Origin of the sequence: Streptosporangium roseum DSM 43021 (genome assembly GCF_000024865.1) — a bacterium.
In the GTDB taxonomy this organism is placed as follows: Bacteria; Actinomycetota; Actinomycetes; order Streptosporangiales; family Streptosporangiaceae; genus Streptosporangium; species Streptosporangium roseum.
In genome coordinates, this window is sequence record NC_013595.1 from 901595 (window position 1) to 925455 (window position 23861).

General features: G+C 68.6%; 30 protein-coding genes and 1 tRNA gene. 23 read left to right on the forward strand and 8 right to left on the reverse strand.

What is annotated here, in order from left to right; genetic code table 11:
• The first annotated feature begins 41 nt into the window (after positions 1-41).
• Together SROS_RS53715 and SROS_RS45675 are read left to right on the forward strand one after the other, a co-directional pair.
• Positions 42-170 (forward strand): hypothetical protein, encoded by a 129-nt coding sequence (locus tag SROS_RS53715; protein WP_012887633.1) that lies wholly within the window; start codon positions 42-44, stop codon positions 168-170.
• Between the two features lie 256 nt (positions 171-426).
• Entirely contained in the window at positions 427-1008 is a 582-nt protein-coding gene (locus SROS_RS45675; protein ID WP_012887634.1) for a DUF6461 domain-containing protein, read from the forward strand.
• A gap of 248 nt (positions 1009-1256) precedes the next feature.
• Here SROS_RS45675 and SROS_RS04200 read toward each other — a convergent pair whose 3' ends face one another.
• A complete protein-coding gene (locus tag SROS_RS04200) occupies positions 1257-1982 on the reverse strand; it encodes a GNAT family N-acetyltransferase (RefSeq protein ID WP_012887635.1) in 726 nt (241 codons plus the stop codon).
• Between the two features lie 553 nt (positions 1983-2535).
• Between SROS_RS04200 and SROS_RS04205 the strand changes: the two genes are divergently transcribed.
• The 6 genes from SROS_RS04205 to SROS_RS04225 all read left to right on the forward strand — a co-directional run bounded on the left by SROS_RS04205 (position 2536) and on the right by SROS_RS04225 (position 5554).
• Complete coding sequence (locus SROS_RS04205) at positions 2536-2760, forward strand: hypothetical protein (protein WP_043651308.1); 225 nt, start codon at positions 2536-2538, stop codon at positions 2758-2760.
• Positions 2761-3388: 628 nt separating this feature from the next.
• Complete coding sequence (locus SROS_RS50710) at positions 3389-3541, forward strand: hypothetical protein (protein WP_169369194.1); 153 nt, start codon at positions 3389-3391, stop codon at positions 3539-3541.
• A 267-nt stretch (positions 3542-3808) separates the two neighbouring features.
• Positions 3809-4213: a hypothetical protein gene (locus SROS_RS04210; protein WP_148268950.1), complete on the forward strand. Its 405-nt coding sequence runs from the start codon at positions 3809-3811 to the stop codon at positions 4211-4213.
• Complete coding sequence (locus SROS_RS04215) at positions 4210-4593, forward strand: hypothetical protein (protein WP_012887638.1); 384 nt, start codon at positions 4210-4212, stop codon at positions 4591-4593. The genes SROS_RS04210 and SROS_RS04215 overlap by 4 nt, the downstream gene beginning before the upstream one ends.
• A gap of 311 nt (positions 4594-4904) precedes the next feature.
• The gene (locus SROS_RS04220) at positions 4905-5249 is read left to right on the forward strand and encodes a type II toxin-antitoxin system RelE/ParE family toxin (RefSeq protein WP_012887639.1); all 345 of its coding nucleotides are present in this window, start codon (positions 4905-4907) and stop codon (positions 5247-5249) included.
• Between the two features lie 5 nt (positions 5250-5254).
• Positions 5255-5554, forward strand: coding sequence for a helix-turn-helix domain-containing protein (locus tag SROS_RS04225; protein ID WP_012887640.1), 300 nt, complete (start codon positions 5255-5257; stop codon positions 5552-5554).
• A gap of 116 nt (positions 5555-5670) precedes the next feature.
• On the opposite strand, the gene SROS_RS04230 is transcribed toward SROS_RS04225, so the two are convergent.
• Positions 5671-5744: transfer RNA gene (locus SROS_RS04230), tRNA-Gly, on the reverse strand.
• Positions 5745-5853: 109 nt separating this feature from the next.
• On the opposite strand from SROS_RS04230, the gene dcd reads away from it, so the two are divergent.
• From dcd to SROS_RS04245, 3 genes are all read left to right on the forward strand, one after another.
• Entirely contained in the window at positions 5854-6429 is a 576-nt protein-coding gene (dcd, locus tag SROS_RS04235) for a dCTP deaminase (protein WP_012887641.1), read from the forward strand.
• Between the two features lie 697 nt (positions 6430-7126).
• On the forward strand, positions 7127-7744 hold the full coding sequence (locus tag SROS_RS04240) for a DUF47 domain-containing protein (RefSeq protein WP_012887642.1): 618 nt from the start codon (positions 7127-7129) through the stop codon (positions 7742-7744).
• On the forward strand, positions 7745-8749 hold the full coding sequence (locus SROS_RS04245) for an inorganic phosphate transporter (protein ID WP_012887643.1): 1005 nt from the start codon (positions 7745-7747) through the stop codon (positions 8747-8749).
• A 187-nt stretch (positions 8750-8936) separates the two neighbouring features.
• Here SROS_RS04245 and mshD read toward each other — a convergent pair whose 3' ends face one another.
• Positions 8937-9950, reverse strand: coding sequence for a mycothiol synthase (mshD, locus tag SROS_RS04250; RefSeq protein ID WP_012887644.1), 1014 nt, complete (start codon positions 9948-9950; stop codon positions 8937-8939).
• 131 nt (positions 9951-10081) lie between these two features.
• Between mshD and SROS_RS04255 the strand changes: the two genes are divergently transcribed.
• A complete protein-coding gene (locus tag SROS_RS04255; protein ID WP_148268951.1) occupies positions 10082-11878 on the forward strand; it encodes a bifunctional metallophosphatase/5'-nucleotidase in 1797 nt (598 codons plus the stop codon).
• 221 nt (positions 11879-12099) lie between these two features.
• Here the strand turns inward: SROS_RS04255 and SROS_RS04260 are convergent, their stop codons facing one another.
• Positions 12100-12813: a response regulator transcription factor gene (locus SROS_RS04260; RefSeq protein ID WP_012887646.1), complete on the reverse strand. Its 714-nt coding sequence runs from the start codon at positions 12811-12813 to the stop codon at positions 12100-12102.
• A gap of 206 nt (positions 12814-13019) precedes the next feature.
• Here SROS_RS04260 and SROS_RS04265 point away from each other — a divergent pair, with 206 nt between their 5' ends.
• The 9 genes from SROS_RS04265 (at position 13020) to SROS_RS04300 (ending at position 17831) form a co-directional block, all read left to right on the forward strand.
• On the forward strand, positions 13020-13271 hold the full coding sequence (locus SROS_RS04265; protein ID WP_012887647.1) for a MoaD/ThiS family protein: 252 nt from the start codon (positions 13020-13022) through the stop codon (positions 13269-13271).
• Positions 13272-13466: 195 nt separating this feature from the next.
• Complete coding sequence (locus SROS_RS04270; protein WP_012887648.1) at positions 13467-14147, forward strand: LmeA family phospholipid-binding protein; 681 nt, start codon at positions 13467-13469, stop codon at positions 14145-14147.
• Positions 14148-14156: 9 nt separating this feature from the next.
• Entirely contained in the window at positions 14157-14708 is a 552-nt protein-coding gene (locus tag SROS_RS04275) for a sigma-70 family RNA polymerase sigma factor (protein ID WP_012887649.1), read from the forward strand.
• Between the two features lie 2 nt (positions 14709-14710).
• The gene (locus SROS_RS04280) at positions 14711-15481 is read left to right on the forward strand and encodes an anti-sigma factor family protein (RefSeq protein WP_281048024.1); all 771 of its coding nucleotides are present in this window, start codon (positions 14711-14713) and stop codon (positions 15479-15481) included.
• A 146-nt stretch (positions 15482-15627) separates the two neighbouring features.
• Positions 15628-16044, forward strand: coding sequence for a TlpA family protein disulfide reductase (locus tag SROS_RS04285; protein WP_081453034.1), 417 nt, complete (start codon positions 15628-15630; stop codon positions 16042-16044).
• Between the two features lie 91 nt (positions 16045-16135).
• Positions 16136-16219: a putative leader peptide gene (locus SROS_RS54365; RefSeq protein ID WP_352036913.1), complete on the forward strand. Its 84-nt coding sequence runs from the start codon at positions 16136-16138 to the stop codon at positions 16217-16219.
• Between the two features lie 63 nt (positions 16220-16282).
• Positions 16283-16681: a DUF4395 domain-containing protein gene (locus tag SROS_RS04290; RefSeq protein ID WP_012887652.1), complete on the forward strand. Its 399-nt coding sequence runs from the start codon at positions 16283-16285 to the stop codon at positions 16679-16681.
• Between the two features lie 14 nt (positions 16682-16695).
• The gene (locus tag SROS_RS04295; RefSeq protein WP_012887653.1) at positions 16696-17535 is read left to right on the forward strand and encodes a sulfurtransferase; all 840 of its coding nucleotides are present in this window, start codon (positions 16696-16698) and stop codon (positions 17533-17535) included.
• The gene (locus tag SROS_RS04300) at positions 17535-17831 is read left to right on the forward strand and encodes a DUF1416 domain-containing protein (RefSeq protein ID WP_012887654.1); all 297 of its coding nucleotides are present in this window, start codon (positions 17535-17537) and stop codon (positions 17829-17831) included. The genes SROS_RS04295 and SROS_RS04300 overlap by 1 nt, the downstream gene beginning before the upstream one ends.
• Positions 17832-17899: 68 nt before the next feature.
• Here the strand turns inward: SROS_RS04300 and SROS_RS04305 are convergent, their stop codons facing one another.
• Complete coding sequence (locus SROS_RS04305) at positions 17900-18904, reverse strand: DsbA family protein (RefSeq protein ID WP_012887655.1); 1005 nt, start codon at positions 18902-18904, stop codon at positions 17900-17902.
• 59 nt (positions 18905-18963) lie between these two features.
• Here SROS_RS04305 and SROS_RS04310 point away from each other — a divergent pair, with 59 nt between their 5' ends.
• The gene (locus tag SROS_RS04310) at positions 18964-19515 is read left to right on the forward strand and encodes a TetR/AcrR family transcriptional regulator (protein WP_012887656.1); all 552 of its coding nucleotides are present in this window, start codon (positions 18964-18966) and stop codon (positions 19513-19515) included.
• A 208-nt stretch (positions 19516-19723) separates the two neighbouring features.
• Positions 19724-21028 (forward strand): hypothetical protein, encoded by a 1305-nt coding sequence (locus tag SROS_RS04315; protein ID WP_148268952.1) that lies wholly within the window; start codon positions 19724-19726, stop codon positions 21026-21028.
• On the opposite strand, the gene SROS_RS04320 is transcribed toward SROS_RS04315, so the two are convergent.
• The 3 genes from SROS_RS04320 to SROS_RS04330 form a co-directional block, all read right to left on the reverse strand.
• Positions 21018-22013 carry a hypothetical protein gene (locus SROS_RS04320; RefSeq protein ID WP_012887658.1) on the reverse strand — a complete coding sequence of 332 codons (996 nt, stop codon included), beginning with the start codon at positions 22011-22013 and terminating at the stop codon, positions 21018-21020. The genes SROS_RS04315 and SROS_RS04320 overlap by 11 nt on opposite strands.
• Before the next feature lie 389 nt (positions 22014-22402).
• Positions 22403-23059: a hypothetical protein gene (locus tag SROS_RS04325; protein WP_012887659.1), complete on the reverse strand. Its 657-nt coding sequence runs from the start codon at positions 23057-23059 to the stop codon at positions 22403-22405.
• Entirely contained in the window at positions 23059-23703 is a 645-nt protein-coding gene (locus SROS_RS04330; protein ID WP_012887660.1) for a hypothetical protein, read from the reverse strand. The genes SROS_RS04325 and SROS_RS04330 overlap by 1 nt, the downstream gene beginning before the upstream one ends.
• Between the last annotated feature and the right edge of the window lie 158 nt (positions 23704-23861).

Sequence of the window (23861 nt, forward strand, 5' to 3'; positions counted from 1 at the left end):
GCGGGCGGGCGCGGGCCGCGTGGCGGCGCGGAGCGCCGCCCTTGACCAGGCGGGCCGCGCTGATCTATCTGCACACCGAGAACGGGCGGGATCAGATGATCGCCGACGGCATGGGAAAGCTCGCCGAAGCCGCTCTCAAGAAAGAAGATCCATCGGCATCGGACACGTAACGGGCACGGAAGATCGAAAGCGCTCCGGAAACAACTAAGGCCCCGGTCCGGATTTACATCCTGACCTGGGCCTTGAAGCGTGGAGCGGGTGACGGGAATCGAACCCGCGCTGTCAGCTTGGGAAGTGCATCGAGTATGGCTGGTAGGGCTGCTGGCCTGGGCTTTGGGCCGGTCGCGAGTGACCGCGGTCGACCCCTCGTTACCCCCCCTTAATGGCACGCTAATGGCACGATGATCAACAGATGAGGTGCTGCGGATGGCGTTTACCTACGCCGATGTTGCCTGGCTGGCCGAAGATGACGAGCTGGGCGATCTGTGGTGTCTGACCTTCGTGCGTGGAGTCAGCGAGGTGCAGGCGCTTCGCCGACTGGGTGCCGACCAGGAGAGCATCCGGCCACTCACCTATGACGAGTTGATAGACGATGGCCTCTTTCCTGAGACGGTGCTTGCGGGGAGAGTGGGCGACTGGACGGTGCTCATCGAGGAAAGCGGGTGGACGTGCACGGAAGCCGACAAGGCACAGGCCCTCTCGGCCGGGACCGTGGCCGTGGCGGTGCTGCGGCACGACTACGCATCCGACGACTTCGTCTACGCGGTGGACGGGGAGTTGGTCACGCACTTCAATCCCAAGATTCCCCAATGGCGGCACGGGAGTGATCCCGATCGGCTCAACGATCTGATGAGGCAGGCGGGCCTTGATCCCGACGACGTACCCGGAGCCGGTGCTGAGGCACCGTCGTCCGCGTCCGGAGCACTTCTCCTCGCAGCCCGGTTGACCGGCGTGGTGCTGACCCCGGAGATCGTCAAAGGGCTGCTCATGAGTGGCGTCGTTGGCTGATCCGTCCACGATGCCGCGTCCGACGGCCAGCCTGAAGGCTGGCACCATATTCCGCTGCCCGGAATCTGCCCACGCTGCAGCACGGCTCGAACTCAAAATCTGCGGATTAAAAGATCGGCTGAGGCTTGTTCCGGATGGTTCAACGCAGGCCGGCAGGCATACGTGGTCCATCCTGAACGGTCTGGGACGACTTCGAACTGCAACTGGAAGTGCAACGGGACTTTTCCGCCCCGCCTGCGATCACTTGCCTAGACCGGACCGGAACAGCCCGCTGAGTAGGCGGCCTCTTCGGGGCGGAAGACGGCTGCTGTGACGGGCGCATGCAGCGTCCAGCCCAGGGAGTGGTAGAGCCCGAGTCCGTCCCGGGTCGCGACGAGGACGCCGGTTCGGGCTCCTTGGATCGCGGCGTAGTGGCCAAGGGCACTCATGACGCGGCTGCCTAACCCCCGACGGCGATGCGATGGGTGAGTCTCCACCTGGTCGACGATCGCGAACGACCCGGTCCGTGCGATCCGCCCCCTGGCGGCTATCTGCTCATCGGCGCCAAGGACTTCTGCATCGGTGACGGCACCCTGTGTCGTGACCCGCAGTGCGTAACCGGTCGGCATGGAGAACTCGGCGGAACGCAGGGGAACCGTCATCATGTACTCGGGGTCCTTTACGAGCCACTCGGTCGGCAGTACGGCGGCGACGGTCTCCACTTTCGCACAAACCTTGAGCCAGGTTCCCGGCGCGAGCGGTTCCCGTGTCAGACGGCGGAGGGCTGCCGGATCAAATCGGGGCAGCACGTAACGGATGAGGTGGCCTGACAGTCCCACATCGATTCTGTAGCCGCCCGGCACCGCCACTGGTGATTCGGTCGCGCGGGAGAGTGTCCATCCCTGTACCCAGGCCGCGGCCACTTCAGGGAGGGCTCCGACGTCTTCAGAGGCGTTGGCCGGGGTACCAAGCACCGTCAGTCCCTTCGTGAACATCACAGGTCTACCGGACACCTTATTGCGACTTCCTCGCAATAACGGACCCTACTCCCGTTAGGGGCCTCTGGCCGACCCGCCATCGTCGTAACCAGTTTGGAAGATTGCGGCGCGCGACCCTCTGAGCTACTACGTTCCAGGTCAGGGGCAGTTTCTCCTTGCCCGTGAGTCCCCGTGATTCCCCCTTGGCGACCCTCCTGACGGGCACGGCCTGAGAACCCCGTGCGGACGCACGCCCCCTCCCCGCCTGATCTTCCCGTCTGCCTCGTCCCACCCCGGAGGGGCAACAGCCCGGGGACGGAGGGTCAAGGCCGTCTTCGCGTGTACGTCAGCCGGTAGACGTTCCTCGATCATCGGACGCCAACGGTCACAGACGGCCTTGAACCGGAGGAGTCGAGATGTTGGGCTTGCCTGGGACGTGACAGACGGGAAGATCAGGCTTCCACCTCAGCCATCACGGACCTAGTGTTTGAACGTCGATCATCCCGGAGCTGAGTCCCCGCCGGAGGCATGCTCTTGCCCGGTGTGGGAGTTCCATGGAAGATTGCGCCACGTGGACGAGTTCAAGCGCTCGATCTGGTTCCGCGTGGCGGCAGCGATCTGGTGCTTCCAGATCGGGTGGCTCGGAGCCGGAATAGGCTTCGTGTTCGCTACGCCCAGAATGGCGTGGCCGATGTGGCATCTTCTGTCGTTCTTCGTGCTCGCATTCGTCGCGCTCATGGTCGTTGGCATCGGTAGAGCCCGGCACCGCGCGTGGTCGAAGGAACATTCACGGTAGGGGGCAATCGGTTAGCCGCGTGGCTCCCGCGCGAGACCGACCCCCAGGCCGCATGCTCGCGCGGGAGGGCCGCACGCTGCGGCGGCGGAGCCGCCGCCTTGATAACCCATAAGCGCAAGGGCGACACCGAACGGGCGCTCATCTTAAGGGATGGACGGCCGAGCCGACTGCACTCATGACCGTCGCTTCCGCGCTCTGGTGCTCCTGACCACCTTCGTGAGCCTGCGATGGGGTGAGGTCAGCGCGCTCCGCCGTACGGATGTCGACCTCGACGCGGAAACGGTGCGCATCCGGGTGACCTTCGTGGAGCGCTCGACCGGGGACTGGTCCTCGGCCCGCCCAAGTCCAAGGCTGGCCGGCGCACTGTCGGCATCCCGCAGGCCGTCGTTCAGGTGCTCCGTGAGCATGTCGCCACCTACGTCCAGGACGAGCCGGGCACAATTGATGTTCCCCGGCGCGGAGGGCGGCCCGCTCCGGCGCAGTGACTTCAACACTTGTATGCGCTGGGTCGACGTGGTCAAGGAGATGGGTCTCCCCGGCCTTCACCTCCATGATCTGTGTCACGCGGACAACATGTTCGCCGCCGAGTCCGGCGCTGGGCTCAAGGACCTGATGGCCCGGATGGGACGTGACAACGCGCGCCGCGATGATCTACCAGCACGCCGTACGAGGTGCCGACAGGACGATCACGGACGCGATCGACAGGCAGATCATCGGACGTGACGAAGAGGACGAAGATCCGGCCGGAATGCCGGCCCCCGGTGAGCTGATCGAGAGCTAATGGCACGCGAAGATCAACCATCCCAGAAAACAATCAAGGCCCGGGTCGGGAATCAATCCATGACCTGGGCCTTCAGTCTTGGAGCGGGTGACGGGAATCGAACCCGCGCTGTCAGCTTGGGAAGTGCAGCGAGTACGGCAGGTGGAGCGGCCGAACTGGGTGTTAGGTCGGTCGTGAGTGACCGTGGCTGCCCCCTTGTCACCCTGTCTAATTGCACGCTAATTGCACGGTGATCATGTCGCGATGTGGAGACGGGACACTGTCCTGGTGGAACCTCCCGAGTTTGCCGCCGTGAAACAGCGGGTGATGGGCGAGTCGTCCCCCAGCGATGGGCATGACCTCGACGGCATGTCAATGGACTTCGATGGCTACCTCTGGCATTCGCGCCTGATCACAGAGGTGGCGGTTCGTCTGACCGGTGACACGGACAATCTGATCATGGCCACGTGCTGGATTGCGCCCGGGTGTTCAACCGTAGAGATCGCGGCCGAACTCGAACGGATCTGGTTGCAGGATCTCAGATACCAGTACTTCGAGGCCCACATGATCACTTCGGGCGAGCGGGGCGTGCGACTTGATGTGGTGACGCAGATTGCTCCGGACGACTTCTACGTCACGGCCGCGGTCGTCGTCGAGACAGCGCGGCCGGCTACGGGAGGGGCAACAGGATGATCACTTTCGACGAGACCTTCTACCGCATCACGGATCCCGAGTTCGAGATGACCATTCCAGCCTGGGAAGGATACGAGCCGGACACCGCCGACCAGGCAGATGCGACGATCACCTTCCGCGATGGCTCCCGCCGGTATGCGACCTTCATGACCCTGGATGTGGTCCAGCAGATCATGGACAAGAACGCGCGCACCGGTGAGTGCCTCGGCGGCTGGTACTTCTGGTGCTCAGATTTGATCGTCATCAGGGATGTCGGGTTCGAAGGTATGGTGGCTGCGATCCGTGACCTGATCTCCTCAGGAGGCATCGAAGGAGCCTGCGGTCTGCTCGACCCTCTTGATGACGGAGAGCGATCAACGCCTCGGGAGAGCTCGGAGTGAGAGTGGAGCGGGTGACGGGAATCGAACCCGCGCTGTCAGCTTGGGAAGCATCTACTGACTTTGGTGCTCTGAGCTGGAAAAACGGGGATGCAGGTCAGAGTGGGTCGAGTCCCCGTGAGTCCCCCTGAGTGACCGTGGTTCCCCGCCTGTTCTGGCACGGATCCGGCACGTGATCAACGTTGCGTGGGAAGCCGGACGACTACCCTCGGGGCGGAGCGCGCTCGTGGGCCTCCCGCCGCGGATCTTTCTCGACAGGAAGAGCAGGAGCGTTTCCAGGACGTGATACTTGCCATCGCTATAACGTCCGTGTTATGAACTGGGGAGAGGCGGAACTGGAGCCAGAGGTCGATGAGTGGTTCGACACGCTTGATCAGGAGGGGCAGGAGACGGCGGCGTTCTATGTCGACCTGCTGGCCGAGCGTGGTGTCCTGCTGGATGAGCCCTACACTCGTCAGCTCCGCGGCAAGTTACGTGAGCTGCGTTTCCACCTCGACCGAGAGGCGGTACGGATCACCTACTGGATCGCACCGGGTCGGCGGATCATCATGCTGACGGTGTTCCGCAAGCAGCGGATGCGCGAGTCCGCTGAGATCGAGCGGGCGTGGCGGGCCATGCAGCGGTGTATCGCCGAGGCTCACACGGCAGACGAGGAGTGAGCGGTATGGGTGAGCGCAAGAGCTGGGGTGCCAAGCGGGCTGAGATCGTGAGCCGTCCGGGGGCCGGAGCGGCGTATGAGGCCGCCAGGATCCGGTTTGAGCTAGGGGAGGCGGTACGGCTGCGCCGTGAGCAGCTCGGTCTGACCCAGAGTGAGCTGGCCGAGCGCACGGGGTTGAAGCAGCCTGCGGTGGCGCGGTTTGAGGCAGGCGGGACGATGCCGACGATTCCGATGCTGGAGAGGCTTGCGGAGGCGTTGGAGATGCGGCTCAGTGTCCAGTTCCAGCCGTTGCGTGAGGCGAGCTGATCTGTTGAAGAGGCGCCGAAGCCATCGGGCACGCAGGGGGCATAGGCGGTCGTTGAGGTTCCGGGAAAGATCAAGGTCCGGGTTCGGAGACCATCCGCAGCCTGGGCCTTCGAGCGTGGAGCGGGTGACGGGAATCGAACCCGCGCTGTCAGCTTGGGAAGCTGATGTTCTGCCATTGAACTACACCCGCAGCGGTCTGCCGCGTCCACCACTGTAGCGGAAACTCGCACCACTCTCGCAGTCCGCGGAGCAGAGTTTCTCGGTCTGCCGGGGGGCGCGGCGTTGGTAGGTTGCCTCACGTGCTGCTTTCCGATCGTGACATCGCCGCCGAGATCGCGTCCGGCAGGGTCAGCCTTGACCCCTTCCATCCGGAGATGATCCAACCCTCCAGCGTCGACGTGCGTCTGGACCGTTATTTCAGGGTTTTTGAGAACCATCGGTACCCGCACATCGACCCGGCGGTCGAGCAGCCCGATCTCACGCGGATGGTCGAGCCCGAGGGCGACGACCCGTTCATCCTGCATCCCGGGGAATTCGTTCTGGCCAGCACCTATGAGGTCATCAGCCTTCCGGACGACATCGCCTCCCGGCTGGAGGGGAAGAGCTCGCTGGGGCGGCTCGGCCTGCTCACCCATTCCACCGCGGGGTTCATCGACCCGGGGTTCAGCGGGCATGTGACGCTTGAGCTCTCCAATGTCGCGACGCTGCCGATCAAGCTCTGGCCCGGTATGAAGATCGGGCAGTTGTGCATGTTCCGGCTCAGCTCGCCGGCCGAGCATCCCTACGGCTCGCAGAAGTACGGCTCGCGATACCAGGGACAGCGCGGACCGACGCCGAGCCGTTCCTACCTGAACTTCCACCGCACCCGCATCTGAACGCACCCGGGCCCCAGGAGGCCCACAGGGAGCCTGTGGGGCGTGGAGCCCCGGGGCGGCTCACCCGTCCGCACCGCGACGGGCTTCCGGCTGTGAGGGCCGTGAGAGCCCATCCCGGGCCCGTTCGGGGCGGGCGGATGTGACGGTCGTCCCTCAAGGTCGTCCGGGACGCTCTCGGGTGCCGTGACGGAAATCACCGTGGCGTCTCGGGAGCCCGGCTCTCGGCGACGGGGTCGTATCCCGGGATGCCCGAGGTCCCCGGGGCGGGGAGCGGGTTTCCGGGCCGCGGCGGGTCCGGAGTCCGTCGAGGCCTGTGGGTCGGCGGGCTCCTGGTTCGGCGGGCCTGTAGTGCGGCGGGCCCCGTGGTTCGGCGGGCCCGTAGTTCAGGGGCCTGGAGTCCGGCGGACGCGGTGAGGCGTGGCAGGACGGGGCGGGGCAGGTCAGGGCGGGGACGGCGACACGTCGATCATCGCGCCGGGGACGGGCCCCATACGTGACCAGTTTCGGCATAACATGGCCAAAACCAGCAAAACGGTCATCGGAAAGATGCCGCTAAGGCTCCCTCAAGCTGAGTGTCGCCAGGTATATGCCGGGTAGCGACAACTGGAAGAGTAGGCGTCTAGCGGGTGAAGTTCGTATTTCCGCTGGTAACCCGTACCCTTCTCTGCGGACCATCCCCGCACATCTGGAGAACGACGTGCGCCTGCGTCTCACGCCTAGTGAGGACAGCTACTACGACTTGTTCGCCGACTCGGCGAACAACCTCGTCACAGCGTCCCGTCTGTTGGTAGAGATCATCAGCGACGGATCGGACAGGGAAGCCCTGGCCGAAAAGATGCGCGCCTGTGAGCACGCCGGTGACGAACGCACACACGCGATCATGAACCGGCTCAACGAGAGCTTCATCACGCCCTTCGACCGCGAGGACATCTACCGTCTCGCGTCGAACCTCGACGACGTGATGGACTACATGGAGGCCGCCGCCGACCTCATCGTCCTGTACCAGATCGACCATCTCCCCAAAGAGGTCGTCCGGCAGGTCGAGGTGCTGGAGCGGGCCGCCGAGCTGACCGCCGAGGCCATGCCCCGGCTGCGTTCGATGAGAAACCTGAACGAGTACTGGATCGAGATCAACCGGCTGGAGAACCAGGCCGACCAGGTTTACCGCCGCCTTCTCGCCAAGCTCTTCGGCGGGGAGTACGACGCGTTGACCGTCCTCAAGATGAAGGAGGTCATCGATCAGCTTGAGATGGCCGCCGACGCCTTCGAGCACGTGGCCAACACGATCGAGTCGATCGCGGTCAAGGAAAGCTAAGTGGACCTCACGCTCGCACTCGTCATCGGCGTGGTGGTCGTGGCGTTGGCGTTCGACTACACCAACGGCTTCCACGACGCCGCCAACGCGATCGCGACCTCGGTCTCGACACGCGCGCTGACGCCGAGGGCCGCTCTCTTCATGGCCGCGGCCATGAACTTCCTGGGCGCCCATCTCGGCACGCAGGTGGCGGCGACCGTCGGCAAAGGCATCATCGACGCCCCGAGCGGCAGCCATGGGCTGGTGATCGTGGGTTCCGGCCTGATCGGCGCCATCGTCTGGAACCTCATCACCTGGTACTTCGGCCTGCCCTCCTCAAGCAGCCACGCGCTGATCGGCGGTCTGGTCGGCTCGGCGCTGGCCTCGTCGAGCGCCGTCCACTGGGACGGCGTGGTGGAGAAGGTCGTCATTCCGATGATCCTCTCCCCGGTGATCGGCTTCACCCTGGCCGCGATCATCATGATCGCCATCCTGTGGGGCTTCCGCCACTCCCAGCCCGCGAAGACCAACCGGGGTTTCCGCCACGCGCAGACGGTCTCGGCCGCGGCCATGGCTCTCGGTCACGGTCTGCAGGACGCGCAGAAGACCATGGGCGTGATCTTCCTGGCGCTCGTGGTCGGAGGTTTCCAGCAGGACGGCGACCCGATCCCCCAGTGGGTGATCCTCTCCGCCGCGACGGCCATCTCCCTCGGCACCTACGCCGGCGGCTGGCGGATCATGCGGACTCTCGGCCGCCGGATCATCGCGCTCACCCCTCCGCAGGGGTTCGCCGCGGAGACCGCCGCCGCGACCGTGCTCTACACCGCGGCCATCGGTTTCGGTGCCCCCATCTCCACCACGCACACGATCACCAGCGCGATCATGGGTGTCGGTGCCACCAAGCGGCTGTCAGCTGTGCGCTGGGGTGTCGCGGGCAACATCGTGACCGGCTGGATCCTCACGATCCCGGCCGCCGCGCTCGTCGCCGCGCTGTCCTACTACGCGCTCCACTGGATGGTCGAGTGATCACAGCCGAATGATCACAGCCGAGTGGTCACCGCGGAACGCCGGCCGGGGTCTCCCCGGCCGGCGTTCCGCCGTTTCCGACGCCGGACGCCACCTCCGATGTCGGAGGCGGTCTCCGATGCCGGAAGCGACCTCCGGCGCCGGACGCCATCTCCGGCATCATCCCCGGCGTCGCTGACGCCGAACGTCACTTCCGGTACATGACGTCGACGTCCCAGCGGGTGAACCCCAGCTTCTCGTAGAGGCGGATCGCCGCGGTGTTGCTCTCGTCCACGTACAGCATGACCTGGGCCAGGCCCCGGGCCCTCAGGTGGGACAGGCCTGCCAGGGTGAGCGACCTGCCCAGCCCGCCGCCCTGCTCGGCGGGGTCGACGCCGACCACGTAGACCTCGCCGATCGGCTCGTGCCCGTGGCCGCCGTCGCCGTGCACCTTGGTCCAGTGGAAGCCGATGAGCCGGTTCCCGTCCCCGGTGCCGCCCTCCCCGGCGCCGCCGTCCGCAGATCCGCTGTCCGCAGGCCCGCCGTCCGTAGACCCGCCGTCCGCGACGTCGCCGTCACCGGATCCGGTGGGGCGTTCCGCCAGGAAGAAGCCCGCAGGGTCGAACCACGGCTCCTGCTCGCGCCGCTTCAGGTCCTCAAGCGTCCACGAGCCCTGCTCGGGGTGGTGGGCGAAGGCCTTGGCGTTGAGCGCCACCCAGGCCTCCTCGTCGGGGGACCCGGGCGCGAACGTGCGCAGCCGTACTCCGTCGGGCAGTTCGAAGCCGGGGATCGCCGCGAACAGCGAGCGGCGCATCTGCCACAGCGACCTGATCTTGGTGAATCCCGTCGACAGGGCGAGGGCCTCGGCCCCCGGGTGGCCGCCGTGGGCCCACAGGCGCAGCCGTCCCCCCGTCCGATCCAGTACGGCCTCCAGCAGGTGTCGCCCGTGGCCCTGTCCCCGGAAGGCCGGATGGATCACCAGTTCCCCGCTGGGTCCTTCGACCGGGTCGGTCGGGTCCACGTGCGCGTAGCCGGCCAGGTCGTCTCCGACGTACAGGAGCACGGCCCCCGCACGCTCGTCGCCGCCGTAGCGCAGGTGCAGCATCACATGTTCGTTGAGCGGTCTGACCCCGTCTGCCTCCGTGGCGGCCTCGACCACCGTGAGGACGGCGGCCACCTCTCGCTCGTCGAGTCGTCCCCGGTGTTCCACACGCGCGTTCATGCTCTGGACTCTAAGCGGGCCTGGACACCATCGGATCATTGGGGACTGGCAAAAGCCGCCATCTTATGGACGGGTTAATCGTTAAATCTCGGACATTCCTTGCATAGCTTGCCGATTTAATGTCGTGGTTCATGATGCCTCGTTCCTTCCAGCGGTTGGCCATGGCAGGCGTCCTCGCCGGGACCGGTCTCGTGCTCACGATGGGACCCGCCGAGGCGGGCAACAAGTCCGCCACGACGGTGCCGATCCGCCTGCTCTCCCTCAACGACTTCCACGGCAACCTGGAGCCGCCGACCGGTTCCTCCGGCCGCATGGTCGACGAGAACGGCGCCACGGTGGAGGCGGGCGGTGCCGCCTACGTCGCCACCCACCTCAAGCAGCTGTCGGACAAGAACACCCTGAAGGTCGCCCAGGGGGACCTGATCGGCGCCACCCCGCTGATCTCCGCGGCCTACCACGACGAGCCGTCGGTCGAGTTCCTCGGCAAGATCGGCGTCACCGCCTCGGCGGTGGGCAACCACGAGTTCGACGAGGGCTACGCCGAGCTCCGGCGCATCATGCGCGGCGGCTGCCACCCGGTGGACGGCTGCTCACCCGCCGGTGAGTGGAAGGGCGCGGGCTACACCTACCTCGGCGCCAACGTGATCTTCAAGCGGCCGCACGCGTCCGCCGAGAGGGAGGCGCTCGCCGCGCTCGGCGGACAGAACACGGACTCGCTGCGCGGGCTGCTGAAGGACTACGGCATCCCCGCCCTGCCCCCGGTCACCGTCCGCTGGATGAACGGCGTGCCGATCGGCTTCATCGGCCTGGTCACCGGGAGCACCCCGAACATCGTCACCTCCGAGGGCATCAAGGACCTGGAGTTCATCGACGAGGTCAAGGCGGCCAACGTCGCCTCCAAGCTGCTCAAGCTGGTCGGCGTCAAGGCCCAGGTCGTCCTGGTGCACGAGGGGGACCAGGTCACCGCGGGCCAGTCGCCCGACGCCTGCAGCGCCCAGCCGGGCGCGGGCAACCGGATCGCCACCCAGGTGGACGCCGAGATCGACATGATCCTCAGCGGCCACTCCCACCAGGCCTACCTGTGCACGGTCTCCGACCCCGAGGGCGGCACGCGCCTGTACAGCCAGGGCGGCTCGTTCGGCCGTGTGATCACCAAGGTCGACTTCCAGGTGGACGCCAGGACCCGCGACGTCGTGCGCTCGTCGGTCGTGGCCGACAACCAGGTCGTGACCCGGACCGTCACCCCGGACCCGGAGATCTCCGCGTTCGTCCAGACGTGGAAGGAGCGCGTCGCGCCGGTGGCCAACAAGCCGATCGGCAGGATCACCGCCGACATCACCAACACCGCCTCCCCGTCGGGTGAGTCCTCCCTGGGCAACCTCATCGCCGACGGCCAGCTCGCCGCCACCAAGACCGGCGGCAACGCCCAGGTCGCCCTGATGAACCCGGGCGGCGTGCGCGCGAGCCTGACCTACGCGGGCTCGCCCGCCGGTGAGGGCGACGGCGTCGTGACCTACGGCGAGGCCTTCACGGTGCAGCCGTTCAACAACCTCATGCAGGTGGTCACGCTCACCGGCGCCCAGCTCAAGACCCTGCTGGAGCAGCAGTTCACCGGCGGCCCCAACGCCCAGCCCTTCACCAAGATCCTGCAGCCGTCGTCGAACCTCACCTACACCTACAGCACGGGCGCGGCGTGGGGCTCGAAGGTCTCCAACCTGAAGATCGACGGCCTTGACGTCACCGACGGCCAGAGCATCCGGGTCGCCGCCAACAACTTCCTCGTCGGCGGAGGCGACGCCTTCCTGGCCTTCAAGGACAGCACGGACCTGTGGAGCGGGCCGCTCGACATCGACGCCTTCGCCGCCCACTTCGCCGCGAACCCGTCGATCACGCCGCCGGTCCCCAACCACATCACCGTCACCCCCTAGCCCGGCTCCCGCCCGGCCCGGAGCGGCCGGGGCGGAAGGCACGACGCGGAAGGCCCACCGGACCGGTGTCCGGTGGGCCTTCCCCATGATCCGGTACGGCCGGCGGCTGACCCGGTGGGCCCGGCGGACGGGCTCGCGACCGGGTACGGCCGGCGGTGGGCGGGCTCGCGACCGGGTACGGCCGGCGGCGGACGGGCTCGCGCCCCGTTGATCCGGTACGGCTAGCGGCGGGCGGGCTCGCGATCCTCGGCGGCCTCGCTGCCGCGCTCGGGGACGAAGCGGTAGCCGACGTTGCGCACGGTGCCGATCAGCGATTCGTACTCGGCGCCGAGCTTGGCGCGCAGCCGCCGGACGTGGACGTCCACGGTCCGGGTGCCACCGAAGTAGTCGTAGCCCCACACCTCCTGCAGGAGTTGGGCGCGGGTGAAGACCCGGCCGGGGTGCTGCGCCAGATACTTCAGGAGCTCGAACTCCTTGAAGGTCAGGTCCAGCGCGCGGCCGCGGAGCCGGGCGGTGTAGGTGGCCTCGTCGATCGACAGATCGCCGCTGCGGATCTCGTCCGGGACCTCCTCGGCGGCCGACATGTTCAGCCGGCCCACGGCGAGCCGGAGCCTGGCCTCGACCTCGGCGGGACCGGAGCTGTCGAGGATCACGTCGTCGGCGCCCCACTCCGCGGTCATCGCGGCCAGCCCGCCCTCGGTGACGATCACCAGGAGAGGACAGGCGATGCCCGTGGTCCGCAGCAGCCTGCACAGGCTCTTGGCGTGGACGAGCTCACGGCGCGCGTCGACCAGGACGGCGTCGGCCGGCGGAGCGTCGATCAGCGCGGCCGCCTCCGCGGGCACGACCCGGACCGAGTGCAGCAGCAGCCCCAACGCCGGAAGCACCTCGGTCGAGGGCTCAAGGGCGTTGGTGAGCAGCAGGAGATTGCTCACTATGCCTCCTTCCCGCGTCATGCCGGCGACAGCCGTACAAACACGTAAGGACCCGGGGGCTACGTCGCCCAGGTCCCGTAGTAGGTGAGGATAGCCCACAAGGGTTAAGCGTCCAGTGAGCGTCCACGTGGTGAACACCCGTTTCCCAGGTGGATTCATCGTAATGGCGTGATGACCGTACGTGTTTCGGAGGGGTTGGTGCACAGATGGCAAGGGGCACGATCCGCTACTGGGCGGCGGCGAAGGACGCCGCGGGCGTCGCCGAAGAGCCCTTCGAGGCGGCGACGCTGGCCGAGCTGATGACGAACGTCACAGCGGGCCGCGACAGGCTGAGCCAGGTGATCCGGCGCTCGTCCTTCCTGGTGGACGGTAATCCGGTGGGCAAACGGGCGCACGACACGATCGTCTTCGCCGACGGGACGACGGTCGAGGTGCTGCCCCCCTTCGCGGGGGGCTGATCACCGTGACGGGCGGAGCCGGGCAGGGCCGGCGCGGAAGGCCGGGTGGGGAAAGGCGGGTGCGGCCGGGCCGGGAAAGGCGGGTTCTGTGAGATTCCGGACGGACGCGACCGCCGGCGGGCGTTTTGGAAAACATTGCCGGGGGATGTGCTGCGATGGCACGCTGGCCGGATCAAGGAATGAACAGGGAGTCGGATGCGAAAGCTGGCCGCTTTTCTGATTTTGCTGCTCGTTCTCCTCGCGGTTCTGGACAGGGTCGCCGTCGCCGGGGTGCAGCGGGAGATCGCCACGAGGGCGACCGCCAAATACGACCTCGCCACCCCGCCCGAGGTGACCATCTCCGGCATCCCCTTCCTGACCCAGGCGGTCGCCGGGCGGTACGACGAGGTCAAGGTGGCCGCGGGCGCGATGAACCTGGCCGGTGTCCAGCTGTCCAGCGTGGACTTCACCCTTTACGGGGTCACCGCGCCGCTGGAGGACCTGGTGCTCCACGCCGATCAGGTGGACATACGCGCCCAGCGCGTGGCGGGCGTCGTGGTGGTCTCCCTGGAGACGCTGAACCGGAGGGCCCCGCGCGGGGTCAAGCTCGAGGTCGACGGTGACGGGCTCAACGTCGACGGAGAGATCACCGTGCTGGGCCGGAAGGTGCCGGCGAAGGCCAAGATGAAGATCGAGCTGATCGAGGGCGGGGTGCGGTTCGTCCCCGAGCAGATCACGCTGGGCGGCGGCATCCCGGTGCCCCAGCCGGAGCGGTTCCTCTCCTACCGGATCCCGATCAAGAACCTGCCGTTCAACCTCAAGGTGACCGGCGTGAAGATCGTGCCCCAGGGTCTCCAGGTCTCCGGCGAGGCGTCCGACGTCCCGCTCCATGGCTGAAGTGCTCCCATGTCCGAACCGATCCGGCCCGCCGTACGTCGTGAGGATGTGAGTCAAGCCGGAACCGCCGACGAGCAGCTCGTCAGAGCGCTCTTCGACGAACACGGCGGGCCACTCTACGGCTACGTACTGCGGCTGACGGGTGACCCGGGGAGAGCGGAGGACGTCGTGCAGGAGACGCTGTTGCGGGCCTGGCGGCATCCCGACGCTCTCAGCGGGCGCCCCATCCGCGCGTGGCTGTTCACGGTGGCCCGCAACCTCGTCGTCGACCAGCATCGGGCGCGCAAGTCGCGCCCCCCGGAGACGGGCGCCGAGGCGCTCGCCGTGCTGCCCGCCGACGACGAGCTGGAGCGGGCCGTGGAGTCCTGGGCGGTCGCCGAGGCGCTGGCCACGTTGCGGCCCGAGCACCGCGAGGTGCTCGCCGAGGTCTACTACCAGGGGAAGTCGGTCAAAGAGGCCGCTGAGGCGCTCGGCATCCCTGCGGGAACGGTGAAGTCGCGCACGTATTACGCGCTTCGGGCGCTCAAGCTGGCGCTGGAGGAGCGGGGGCTCGCGCCATGATGATGACGACCTGTGACGAAGTGCGGATGTCGCTCGGAGCGTACGTGCTCGGGGCCCTGGAGCCCGAGGAGTGCGTGTTCGTCGAAGCGCATCTCGCCGAGTGCGCCGGCTGCCGGGCGGAGTTCGAGGAGCTGACCGGGGTGGCCACGTTTCTCGGACGGGTGTCCGAGGAGGACGTGGCCCAGGTGGGCAGCCCGCCCCAGGCGGTGCTGGACCGGCTGCTCAGCGCCAGGGTCAAACGGCGCCGGATGACCCGGGTGCTGCTCTCACTGGCCGCCTCGGTCCTGCTGGTCGGGCTCGGCGGGACCCTGTGGTCGGCCACCCAGTCCACCCGGTCCGCCCAGGACGCCGCGCCGGTGTCCGCGCCCCGGCCCAGTCTCGCCGAGACGGTCACCCCCTACTCCGCGAAGGAGAGGGCCGCCCCCTCGGCGCAGCCCGACGGCGACGCGCGGCTCATGCTGGAGGACGCCGCCGAGCGGACGGCCAAGGGGAGCGAAGGCTCCGTCCGCGCCACGGTGACCGCGTCGGCGGGGGAGAAGGCGACCACGCTCAGGGTCATGCTCACCGGGGTCGCCAAGGGCACCCGGTGCCGGCTGGACGTGGTCGGCGTCGACGGGGTCCGGGAGACGGCCGGGAACTGGATCGTCGACAGGGCCGCCTACGACAGCTCCGGGGCCTTCACCGGCACCACCACGATCCCTCCCTCGGGCATCTCGAAGTTCGAGATCGTCACGGCAGGGGGGCGGATGCTGGTCACCGCGACCTTCCACTGAGTGCGGGTCCGTTGAGTGCGGGTCCGTCCGAGCCGGCGTGACCTTCCCCGGGCGCGCCCGCCCATGGGAACGATGTGGTGCGTCCGTGGGACCGAACGCGCCCGCCCGGGGGAATGGCGTGGTGCGGCCGCGTGTTGTCGTGCTCTGTGACCGGATTGACGGTGGTGCTCGTCACGCTCGTCGCGGCGACGCTGGTGGGCGTGGTGATGCGGCGGCGCAGCGGCGTGCCACGCGAGGTGAGGGGCGACGTGGAGCAGCTGACATCCGGCGATCTCGAAGCCGACCTGGGCGAGCGGGCGACCCTCGTGCAGTTCTCCAGCGCCTTCTGCCAGCCCTGCCGGGCGACCCGCCGGGTCCTCGCCGAGGTGACGGAGATGGTGCCGGGGGTGGCGCACGTGGAGATCGACGCGGAGTCGCGCCTCGATCTGGTCCGGTCGCTGAACATCCTGCGAACTCCGACTGTGCTGATCCTCGACGCGTCAGGCCATGTTGTGAAACGTGCCTCCGGTCAGCCACGGAAGGTTGACGTGATCGGCGCCCTGGGTCTCGCGGTCGGCGAGTAAGCGGCGAACCCTACCGCCCATTGAGCATTTTTGTCTCAGGAATTGGACAGGGATGTGACAGATCCCGGAACGTCGGGGTAGTGTCATCGACATGAACCCCACGACAGAGCTGCTGACGAAGCGGCGCGCGGTTGATTTCTGCCGCGTGACCACCGCGCTCTGTCGCGCTTCCTAAAGGGCGATCTCAAGCGGCCTCCGAGCCGCACCGATCTGCACAACCCTTCAGGAGCATCAAGCGATGCAGGCTGATCCCCGGGCTCTCCGCTTCGCGGCGGCTGTGACGACCATCGTCCTCGCGCTCGTCCTGGTCACAGGGAGCGCGTGGCTGCTGGCCGCGCAGGCGGTGGTGTTCGCACTGAGCATCTTCGGCGCCTCGCCGTACGGGATGATTTTCAAAGGGATAGTGAAGAGCCCTCCCAGGGAGCTGGAGGACGCCGCCCCGCCGCGCTTCGCGCAGGGGGTCGGACTCGTCTTCGCCCTGGTGGGCTTGGTCGGATACGTCACGCAGATCACGCCGCTGGCCCTCGGCGCAACCGCGGCGGCTCTTTTCGCCGCCTTCCTCAACGCAGCTTTCGGCTTCTGCCTCGGCTGCGAGATGTTCCTGATCATTCGCCGTTTACTGCCCGCCGCAAGATAATCCCGGAGGATCCCATGAGCCGCTCCGCCGCCCTGGTGGACGCTGACTGGGTCGAGGCCAACCTCGACACCGATGGCATCGTCCTCGTCGAGGTCGACGAGGACACGAGTGCCTACGACAAGGGCCACATCCGTGGCGCCGTGAAGATCGACTGGAAGCAGGACCTCCAGGACCCGGTCCGCCGTGACTTCGTGGACCGCGAGGGCTTCCAGGCGCTGCTGTCCGCCCGGGGGATCGGCAACGACGACACCGTGGTCCTCTACGGTGGCAACAACAACTGGTTCGCCGCCTACGCCTACTGGTACTTCAAGCTCTACGGCCACGAGAACGTCAGGCTCCTCGACGGTGGCCGCAAGAAGTGGGAGCTCGACTCCCGCGAGCTGGTCAAGGACGTTCCCTCGCGCGCCGCGACGGACTACAAGGCCAAGGAGCAGGACCACTCCCTGCGCGCCTTCCGCGACGACGTCCTCGCCGCGATCGGCAAGCTCAACCTGGTCGACGTGCGCTCGCCCGACGAGTTCACCGGCAAGCTGCTCGCCCCCGCGCACGTCCCGCAGGAGGCGGCGCAGCGCGGTGGCCACGTGCCGACCGCCCGCAACATCCCGTGGTCCAAGGCGGCCAACGACGACGGCACCTTCAAGTCCGACGAGGACCTGAAGGCCCTCTACGAGGGCGAGGGCGTCGACTTCGGCAAGGACACCATCGCCTACTGCCGCATCGGTGAGCGCTCGGCGCACACGTGGTTCGTGCTGCACGAGATCCTCGACCAGGCGAGTGTCAAGAACTACGACGGATCGTGGACCGAGTACGGCTCGCTGGTGGGCGTGCCGATCGAACTGGGAGAGGCTCGATAATGACTCAGGGTTGCGCTGCTCCGGAACAGACGATTGCTCTTCCGGCCGGGATCGACCTTTCGACCCAGGCCGTCATCCAGGGAGTGGTCTCGGGCGCGGGCACGGCCTACGCCCGGCTGCTGGACCACTCCGGCGAGTTCACCGGCGAGGTCGTGGTGTCCGACGAGGGCATCTTCCGCTTCTTCGCCGCTCCCGGTGACTGGACCGTCCGCATCATCGCGGGCGGCGGCGTCACCAAGGACGTCAAGACCCAGGCCCGCCTGGGCGAGGTCACCCAGCTCGCCGTAGCTGTCTGACCCCTGTCACGGCCGAGGGCCGGCACCCCGTCGCGGGTGCCGGCCCTCAGCCGTTTCCGGATCCCGCTTCACGGGACCCGGCTCTCGACGCGGCGGAGCGCGTCGGTGTAGCCGGGGTCGGGGGACATGACCGCCGCCAGCCGGAGGTGCGGCAGGGCCTCGACGTGGCGGTTGGCGCGCTCAAGGGTCCTGCCGAGCAGGAACCTGGCGTAGTGGTCGCCGGGCGCGCGATCGAGCAGGGACTCCAGGGTCTCCCTCGCCCGGGTGAGCTGGGCCGAGCCGAAGTAGGCGCGGGCGGCCAGCAGCCGGACGGCGGGGTCGTCGCCGTGGTTGGCCAGCAGCGGCTCCAGGGTCCGCAGCGCGCCGAGGGGGTCCCGGACGTCCAGCAGGGACTCGGCCTGGCGCAGGAGCCTGACCTCGTCCGGGAGCTCGCGCTCGGGGGCGGCCTGCCGTACCAGGTCCCGGAGGACCTCCGGCGACTGCGCGCCCGCGACCGCCGTGCCGCCCACGACGTAGGTCGGCGAGGTGGCCACGCCGATGGCCTTGCCGCGCAGGAGCTGGGAACGGACCTCGCTCGCCCCCTCCCCGGCGTCGAGCGCCCCGGCCATGCCGTCCAGGCCCGCCTCGGCGGCGAGCGCCACCAGGGTGGCCCGGTCGCCTATGTCGGCGGCCTCGATGAAGTGGGCGCGCAGGATCCGCTCCACGACGGCGTCCTGCAGGGCCGGACCGCCCCGCTGGTAGGCGAGGGCGATCACCCGGTGGGCGTCGAACGTGTTCGGACGCCAGACGGCGCCCCAGGGCGGGCCGAGCCCTTCCTCGGCCGCGACGAGCGAGACGCGGACCCGGTTCTCCGCCGGGGTCAGGTCGGGGTGGCAGGCCTGCAGGGCCCCGTCGGCGACCGGGGCGCGCAGCGCCTCGTACAGCGGCTCGGCCGTGGCCGGAGCCATCGGGTCGATCTGGAAGGGGTGCCAGACGATCTCCACGTCCTCGCCGAACCCGGCCTTCTCCAGGCGTCGCTTGCCGATGTAGGCCCAGGCGCAGACCATGTCGGCCCAGACTTCGATGCGCTTCATGACCGGTGTAACAAACGACATGCGTCGTTTATTCGACAGGTGTCGCTTAATCTTGGGGCATGACTGACGACGATCCGAGGGTCCGCCGGACCCGCGCCCGCCTGCGGGCCGCTGTCCTGGAGCTCTCCGCCGAGCGCGACCCCGATTCGATCACGGTCGCCGAGATCGCCCAGCGGGCCGACGTCAACAGGGCCACGGTCTACATCCACTACCGCGACCGCGACGACCTCGTGCTGGACGCGATGGAGGCGGCCGTCGGGGAGCTGGCGGCCGAGGCCGCGCGCTGCCCCTACCGGGAGGCGGGGCCGGTCCCGGCGTCGCTGGTGGCCCTGTTCGAGCACGTCGGCGCCCGCGCGCCGCTGTACCGGCGGATGCTCGGGCCGTACGGCAGCGCCCGGTTCTGCGCCCGCCTGCGCGAGGCGCTGGTCGTGGAGCTGCGCGGCCCGTTCGCCGCGGGTTCCCGCCCTCCGGGCCACGACGACGTGCCACCGGAGATCCACGCCCACTACCTGGCGGGCGCGCTCATCGGGGTCGTCACCTGCTGGCTGGAGGAGCACCCGCCCCGCCCGGCCGGGGAGATCGCCGCGATGACATGGGGACTGATCCGCTGAGCCCGGCGGGGCACCGGCGGAGCGGGCCGGAGGTGCGCGCGATCGGACCGGGCGGACGTGGGTCGGAGTGGGCCGGAGGTGCGCGCGATCGGACCGGGCGGACGTGGATCGGAGTGGACGAGATGTGCGTGGATCGGGGGCGGACGCGGGCCGGATCGCGCGGTCGTTTCGCTGTGGCCGGTGACGGCGGGTCGCTACGATTCGTCGGGTGTCCGGAACGTCTGTTATGCCCCCGCCCTCATCTCCGTCGCAAGCCGCCGGCCAGGCGCCGGCCTCGCTCTCGGCGTACGCCCTGCCCCTGCACACGCTCAGGATCCTCGGCGCCTGCGCGATCTCGCTGGTGCTGTGGTTCTCGGCGGGGCAGGCGGTCCGCGCCGCTCTGATGTGGCTGGGCCCCGAGATCACCCGCGGTGACTACCAGCAGCTACGGTACGGCCTCACGATGCTGATCTTCACGTTGATCGTGCTGAACGAGCTCGTGATCATGGTGGGCATGCTGCACTCGGTGCGCGGAGCGCTCTGGGAGATCCGGGCACGGCGGGAGGGCGGGGAGGCCGACGAGAGCATGTTCGGCGCGCTCAACCGGGCCACGCTGGTCTTCGCCACGATCTATCTGGCCTGGAGTTTCCACCGCGAGGACGCCCGAGAGTTCGCCATGTTCGATCTCACGGCGCACGCCGACAGCGATCTCCAGGGGGCTCTCGCCGGTACCCCGGTCAAGGGGGCCGACGGGCTCGTCGGGCTGGACGTGCGGATCTCCCTGGGGATCGCCGTGGCCGCCTACCTGCTGAAGACGCTGTTCGGCTGGTGGCACGCCAACGGCAAGGTCAGGGGCAGCGGCGTGCTCACCACCTTCTTCGAGCTGGCCTTCGCCTTCTACGGCCTCAACGCGACGATCGCCTTCGTCGGCGCCCGGTCCGACTGGCTCTCGCACCGGGCCGTCACGACCATGGTCGCCGGCTGGATCGAGCAGGCCGAGAAGTCCATCCCGTGGTGGAAGGGGTTCTGGGAGTCGGTCGGCGAGGTCTGGCCGCACATCGTGGACGGGCTGGTCGTGCCGCTGACCTGGCTCACCGTCGCCTCTCTCGTCTACGGGGCCTTCGCCGAGGACACCCGGGCGGTCGTGCGGGGCACCCGGCTGGACACCGTGGCCGACCGGATGGAGCGGACGCACTCCCTGACCCGCACCACCATGACGCGGGCCACGGCCGGATTCCAGGAGCGCTGGGTCCCGCCCGCGAACGCCTTCCGGCTCGCCGCACGCGGCGGTGCCGCGCTCTTCGGCATGTTCTGCCTCTGCTACGTGGCGCTCCGGGTGGGGACCGACTACGCCGACCGGGGGGTGCGGACGCTCATCGGCAGCGAGGAGCCCTTCCTCTGGTTGGTCATCGCCCCCTCCCTGGACTTCGTCAAGGATCTGGTCGTGGCGGTGCTGACGACCTGCCTGCTGGCGGCCACGTTCGACATCGCCGCCACCCGCAGCCGCGAGGCGGGGGAGACGGTCACCGCCTGAACAACAGCACCTGGTCCTGGGGTTCGGTCTTCTCCGTCCCCGCCCGCTTGAACAGTTCCTCCACGGTCTCCTCCTCCAGCGGCACCCGGATCGTGCTCGGCAGGACCTCGACCTCCACCTCACCGGCGACCCTCTCGGGCACCAGGCTGACCACGTCGTAGTCGTAGCCGACACCGACCTTGTGGTCCTTGACCTCCACGGGCAGGCTCCTGCCGACGACCTCGGTCTGCCACGCGCGGCCGTCCGGGTGCTTGACCTTGATCTCGGGGTCTCCCCGCCGGATGACGCCCTCGGTGTTCAGGGACGTCCTGGTCACCTTGATCTTCAGCCACCGCTGATCGGCCTTGATGGGGCGCGCGCCCGGCAGGCTGTCGATCTGCTCGACCCCGACCTTCCAGGCCACGTTCATGAGCGTCCCGGTGCCTCCGGCGGCCACGGTGTGGATCTGGTAGGCGGGGTTGCCGCTCCGGTAGAAGACGTACCCGTGCCAGGTGGGGATCCCCATGGCCACGACCAGGGCGAGGACCGCGCCGCCGATGCGCAGTGCCGTACGGCGTCGCGGCGGCGGGGCGGGGCCGGCGGCCGCGGCGGCCTCCTCCGGCGCGGCCGGGGCCGCCGGGGCCCCGTCTCCGGGCACGGCCCCCGTCGCGGGGCCGGTCCCTGTCACGCGTCCGGCCCCGCTCCCGGCGCCGAGGACGCCGGGGGCGCCGGGGGTGGCGGGTCTGGGCAGCGGCGTCGCCGGGACGGCGGGGAACGGCTGGGTCGAGGCGCCCGGAGGTTCGCTCGGGGGCTTCGGCAGGGGCGGCCAGACCTGCTCGTCGGAGAAGGTCCGCCGGGGGCCGGGAGTCCAGCCGGCGTCGACCGGCGGGGGTGGGGGCGGAGCCCCACCGGAACGTCCCCGGGGACCCTCCCGGCGCCTGCCGGGGGTGTGCCCGGCAACCCCGGACGCCGGACGGGCGGGGGCGGGGGGACGGTTCTCGGGCATGGGGGGACGGCCGCCGGGGGGCCGGTTCTCCGAGGGGGACCGGTTCCCTACAGGGGGGTGGGGTTCCGAGGGGGGCCGGTTCTCCACGGGAGGCCGGTTCTCCACGGGAGGCCGGTTCTCCACGGGAGGCCGGTTCTCCACGGGAGGGCGGGGTTTCGAGGGGGAAGAGGGGGACCGGTTCTCCACGGGAGGCCGGTTCTCCACGGGAGGCCGGTTCTCCACGGGAGGGCGGGGTTTCGAGGGGGAAGAGGGGGACCGGTTCTCCACGGGAGGCCGGTTCTCCACGGGAGGCCGGTTCTCCACAGGGGGGCGGGGTTCCGAGGGGGAGCGGTTCTCCCGGGGGGTGAACCAGTCGGGACGGCCCTCGTTCTCCGGAGGCGGCGTGCCCGTCACTTCTTGCTCGCCAACTGGTAGACGTCCTTCGCGTTCGAGATCAGGCGCGCTGCGGTGGCCTCGTCGAAGCCCAGGTCGATCTCCACCTCGGGCAGAAGCGACTCCCCTATGAATCCGTTGCGCGGCGCGAGCACGAGCCGCGATCCGGGCAGGGCCGCCGCCGGAACCTCGAACACCGCCACGCCCCCGGCCCACCAGCCCACCTGGATGAAGGGATTGGTGATGGTCAGGGAGGCGTCGACCTTGTCGGTGGCCGCGTAGCGCCTGCCGTCCCCGGTCAGCAGGGCCGGGGTGCCGAACTTCTGCGGCTCCCGGTTGGCCGTCGCCTCCACCTCGGCGATCACGAAGACCCCGGAGGTGGTGGCCTTCTCCACCTTGCCGCCCAGCCCCGTGCTCTCGACGGCCTTGGCGACATGCACGGCCTTCACCCGCGCGGAGAACCGGGAGGCGGAGACCTGCTCTCCCACACCCCCGGTCCAGGTCAGATGGGCCGTCCGCTCCTCCCGGTCCAGGCCGAGCGCCTGCAGGCCCACCGCCGCGACCGCCAGTGCCGCACCGGCGGCCAGGACGCCCGCCCGGCGCCACCGGCCCGGTGGCGCGGAGGCCCGGCGGCCGGGGGCCGTCTCGGGCCGGGCCGGGGTCACGGTGCTCATCACAGGGTCCCCCCCTGATTGACGGGGAGGGTGACCTGCGCCTCCACCTTGGGCGGGGCGTCGTCGGCGTCGCCGTCCCTGGCCAGGACCCAGCCCAGGTCGATGTTGAACGTCTCCGGCTCCTCGAAGACGCCGACGTCAAGTTTGATCTTCTTCGGCGGGCGGTCCCCCGCCGGCAGCTCGTATCTGACCACGACCGTGGAGGTCATCCCCGGATGGAGCTGCCTGCTCGGCATGCCCTCGCCCGGGACGGAGAGGGTCGGGCCGGCGTCGCCCTTGATCTCCGGATCCATCTTCAGCAGGGACTGCGCGAACATGAAGCCGGGTGTCTTGCCATTGGGCGGGGCTCCCACGCCGGTGCTCTCGTCGCTCTTGTTCGTGACCTCAAGCTCGATCTCGAGGAAGCGTTTGCCTGCGCCGAACGTATCGCGCTGGAACAGGGACCGGGCCTCCACGAATTTGGTGGTGAACTCCCCCTGGTCCAGGCTCGAACCCGGGCCGAGCTGCGTGGGAGGTTCTTCGGAGGCCTCGGCGAACCCGCCGAGGGCGGCGGTGACTCCCAGGCCGGTGGCTATGACCAGGGCGGCGACCGGCACCGCGATCGGGCGCCGTCTGCCGGCTTCGCCACCGGAGGGAGACGTCATGACAAAGGATGGTAATCGCTGCCCTCCACACCATCCGCCTCATGCATCCCGTGAGTGGCACTGAACATGGGGAAAATGCAGCAGATTGGCGGGAACGCTGCCCGAATAGGAGGTCCAACTCTTACGCTGTCACCGAGGCGGCGAGAGCCCTATGGCGG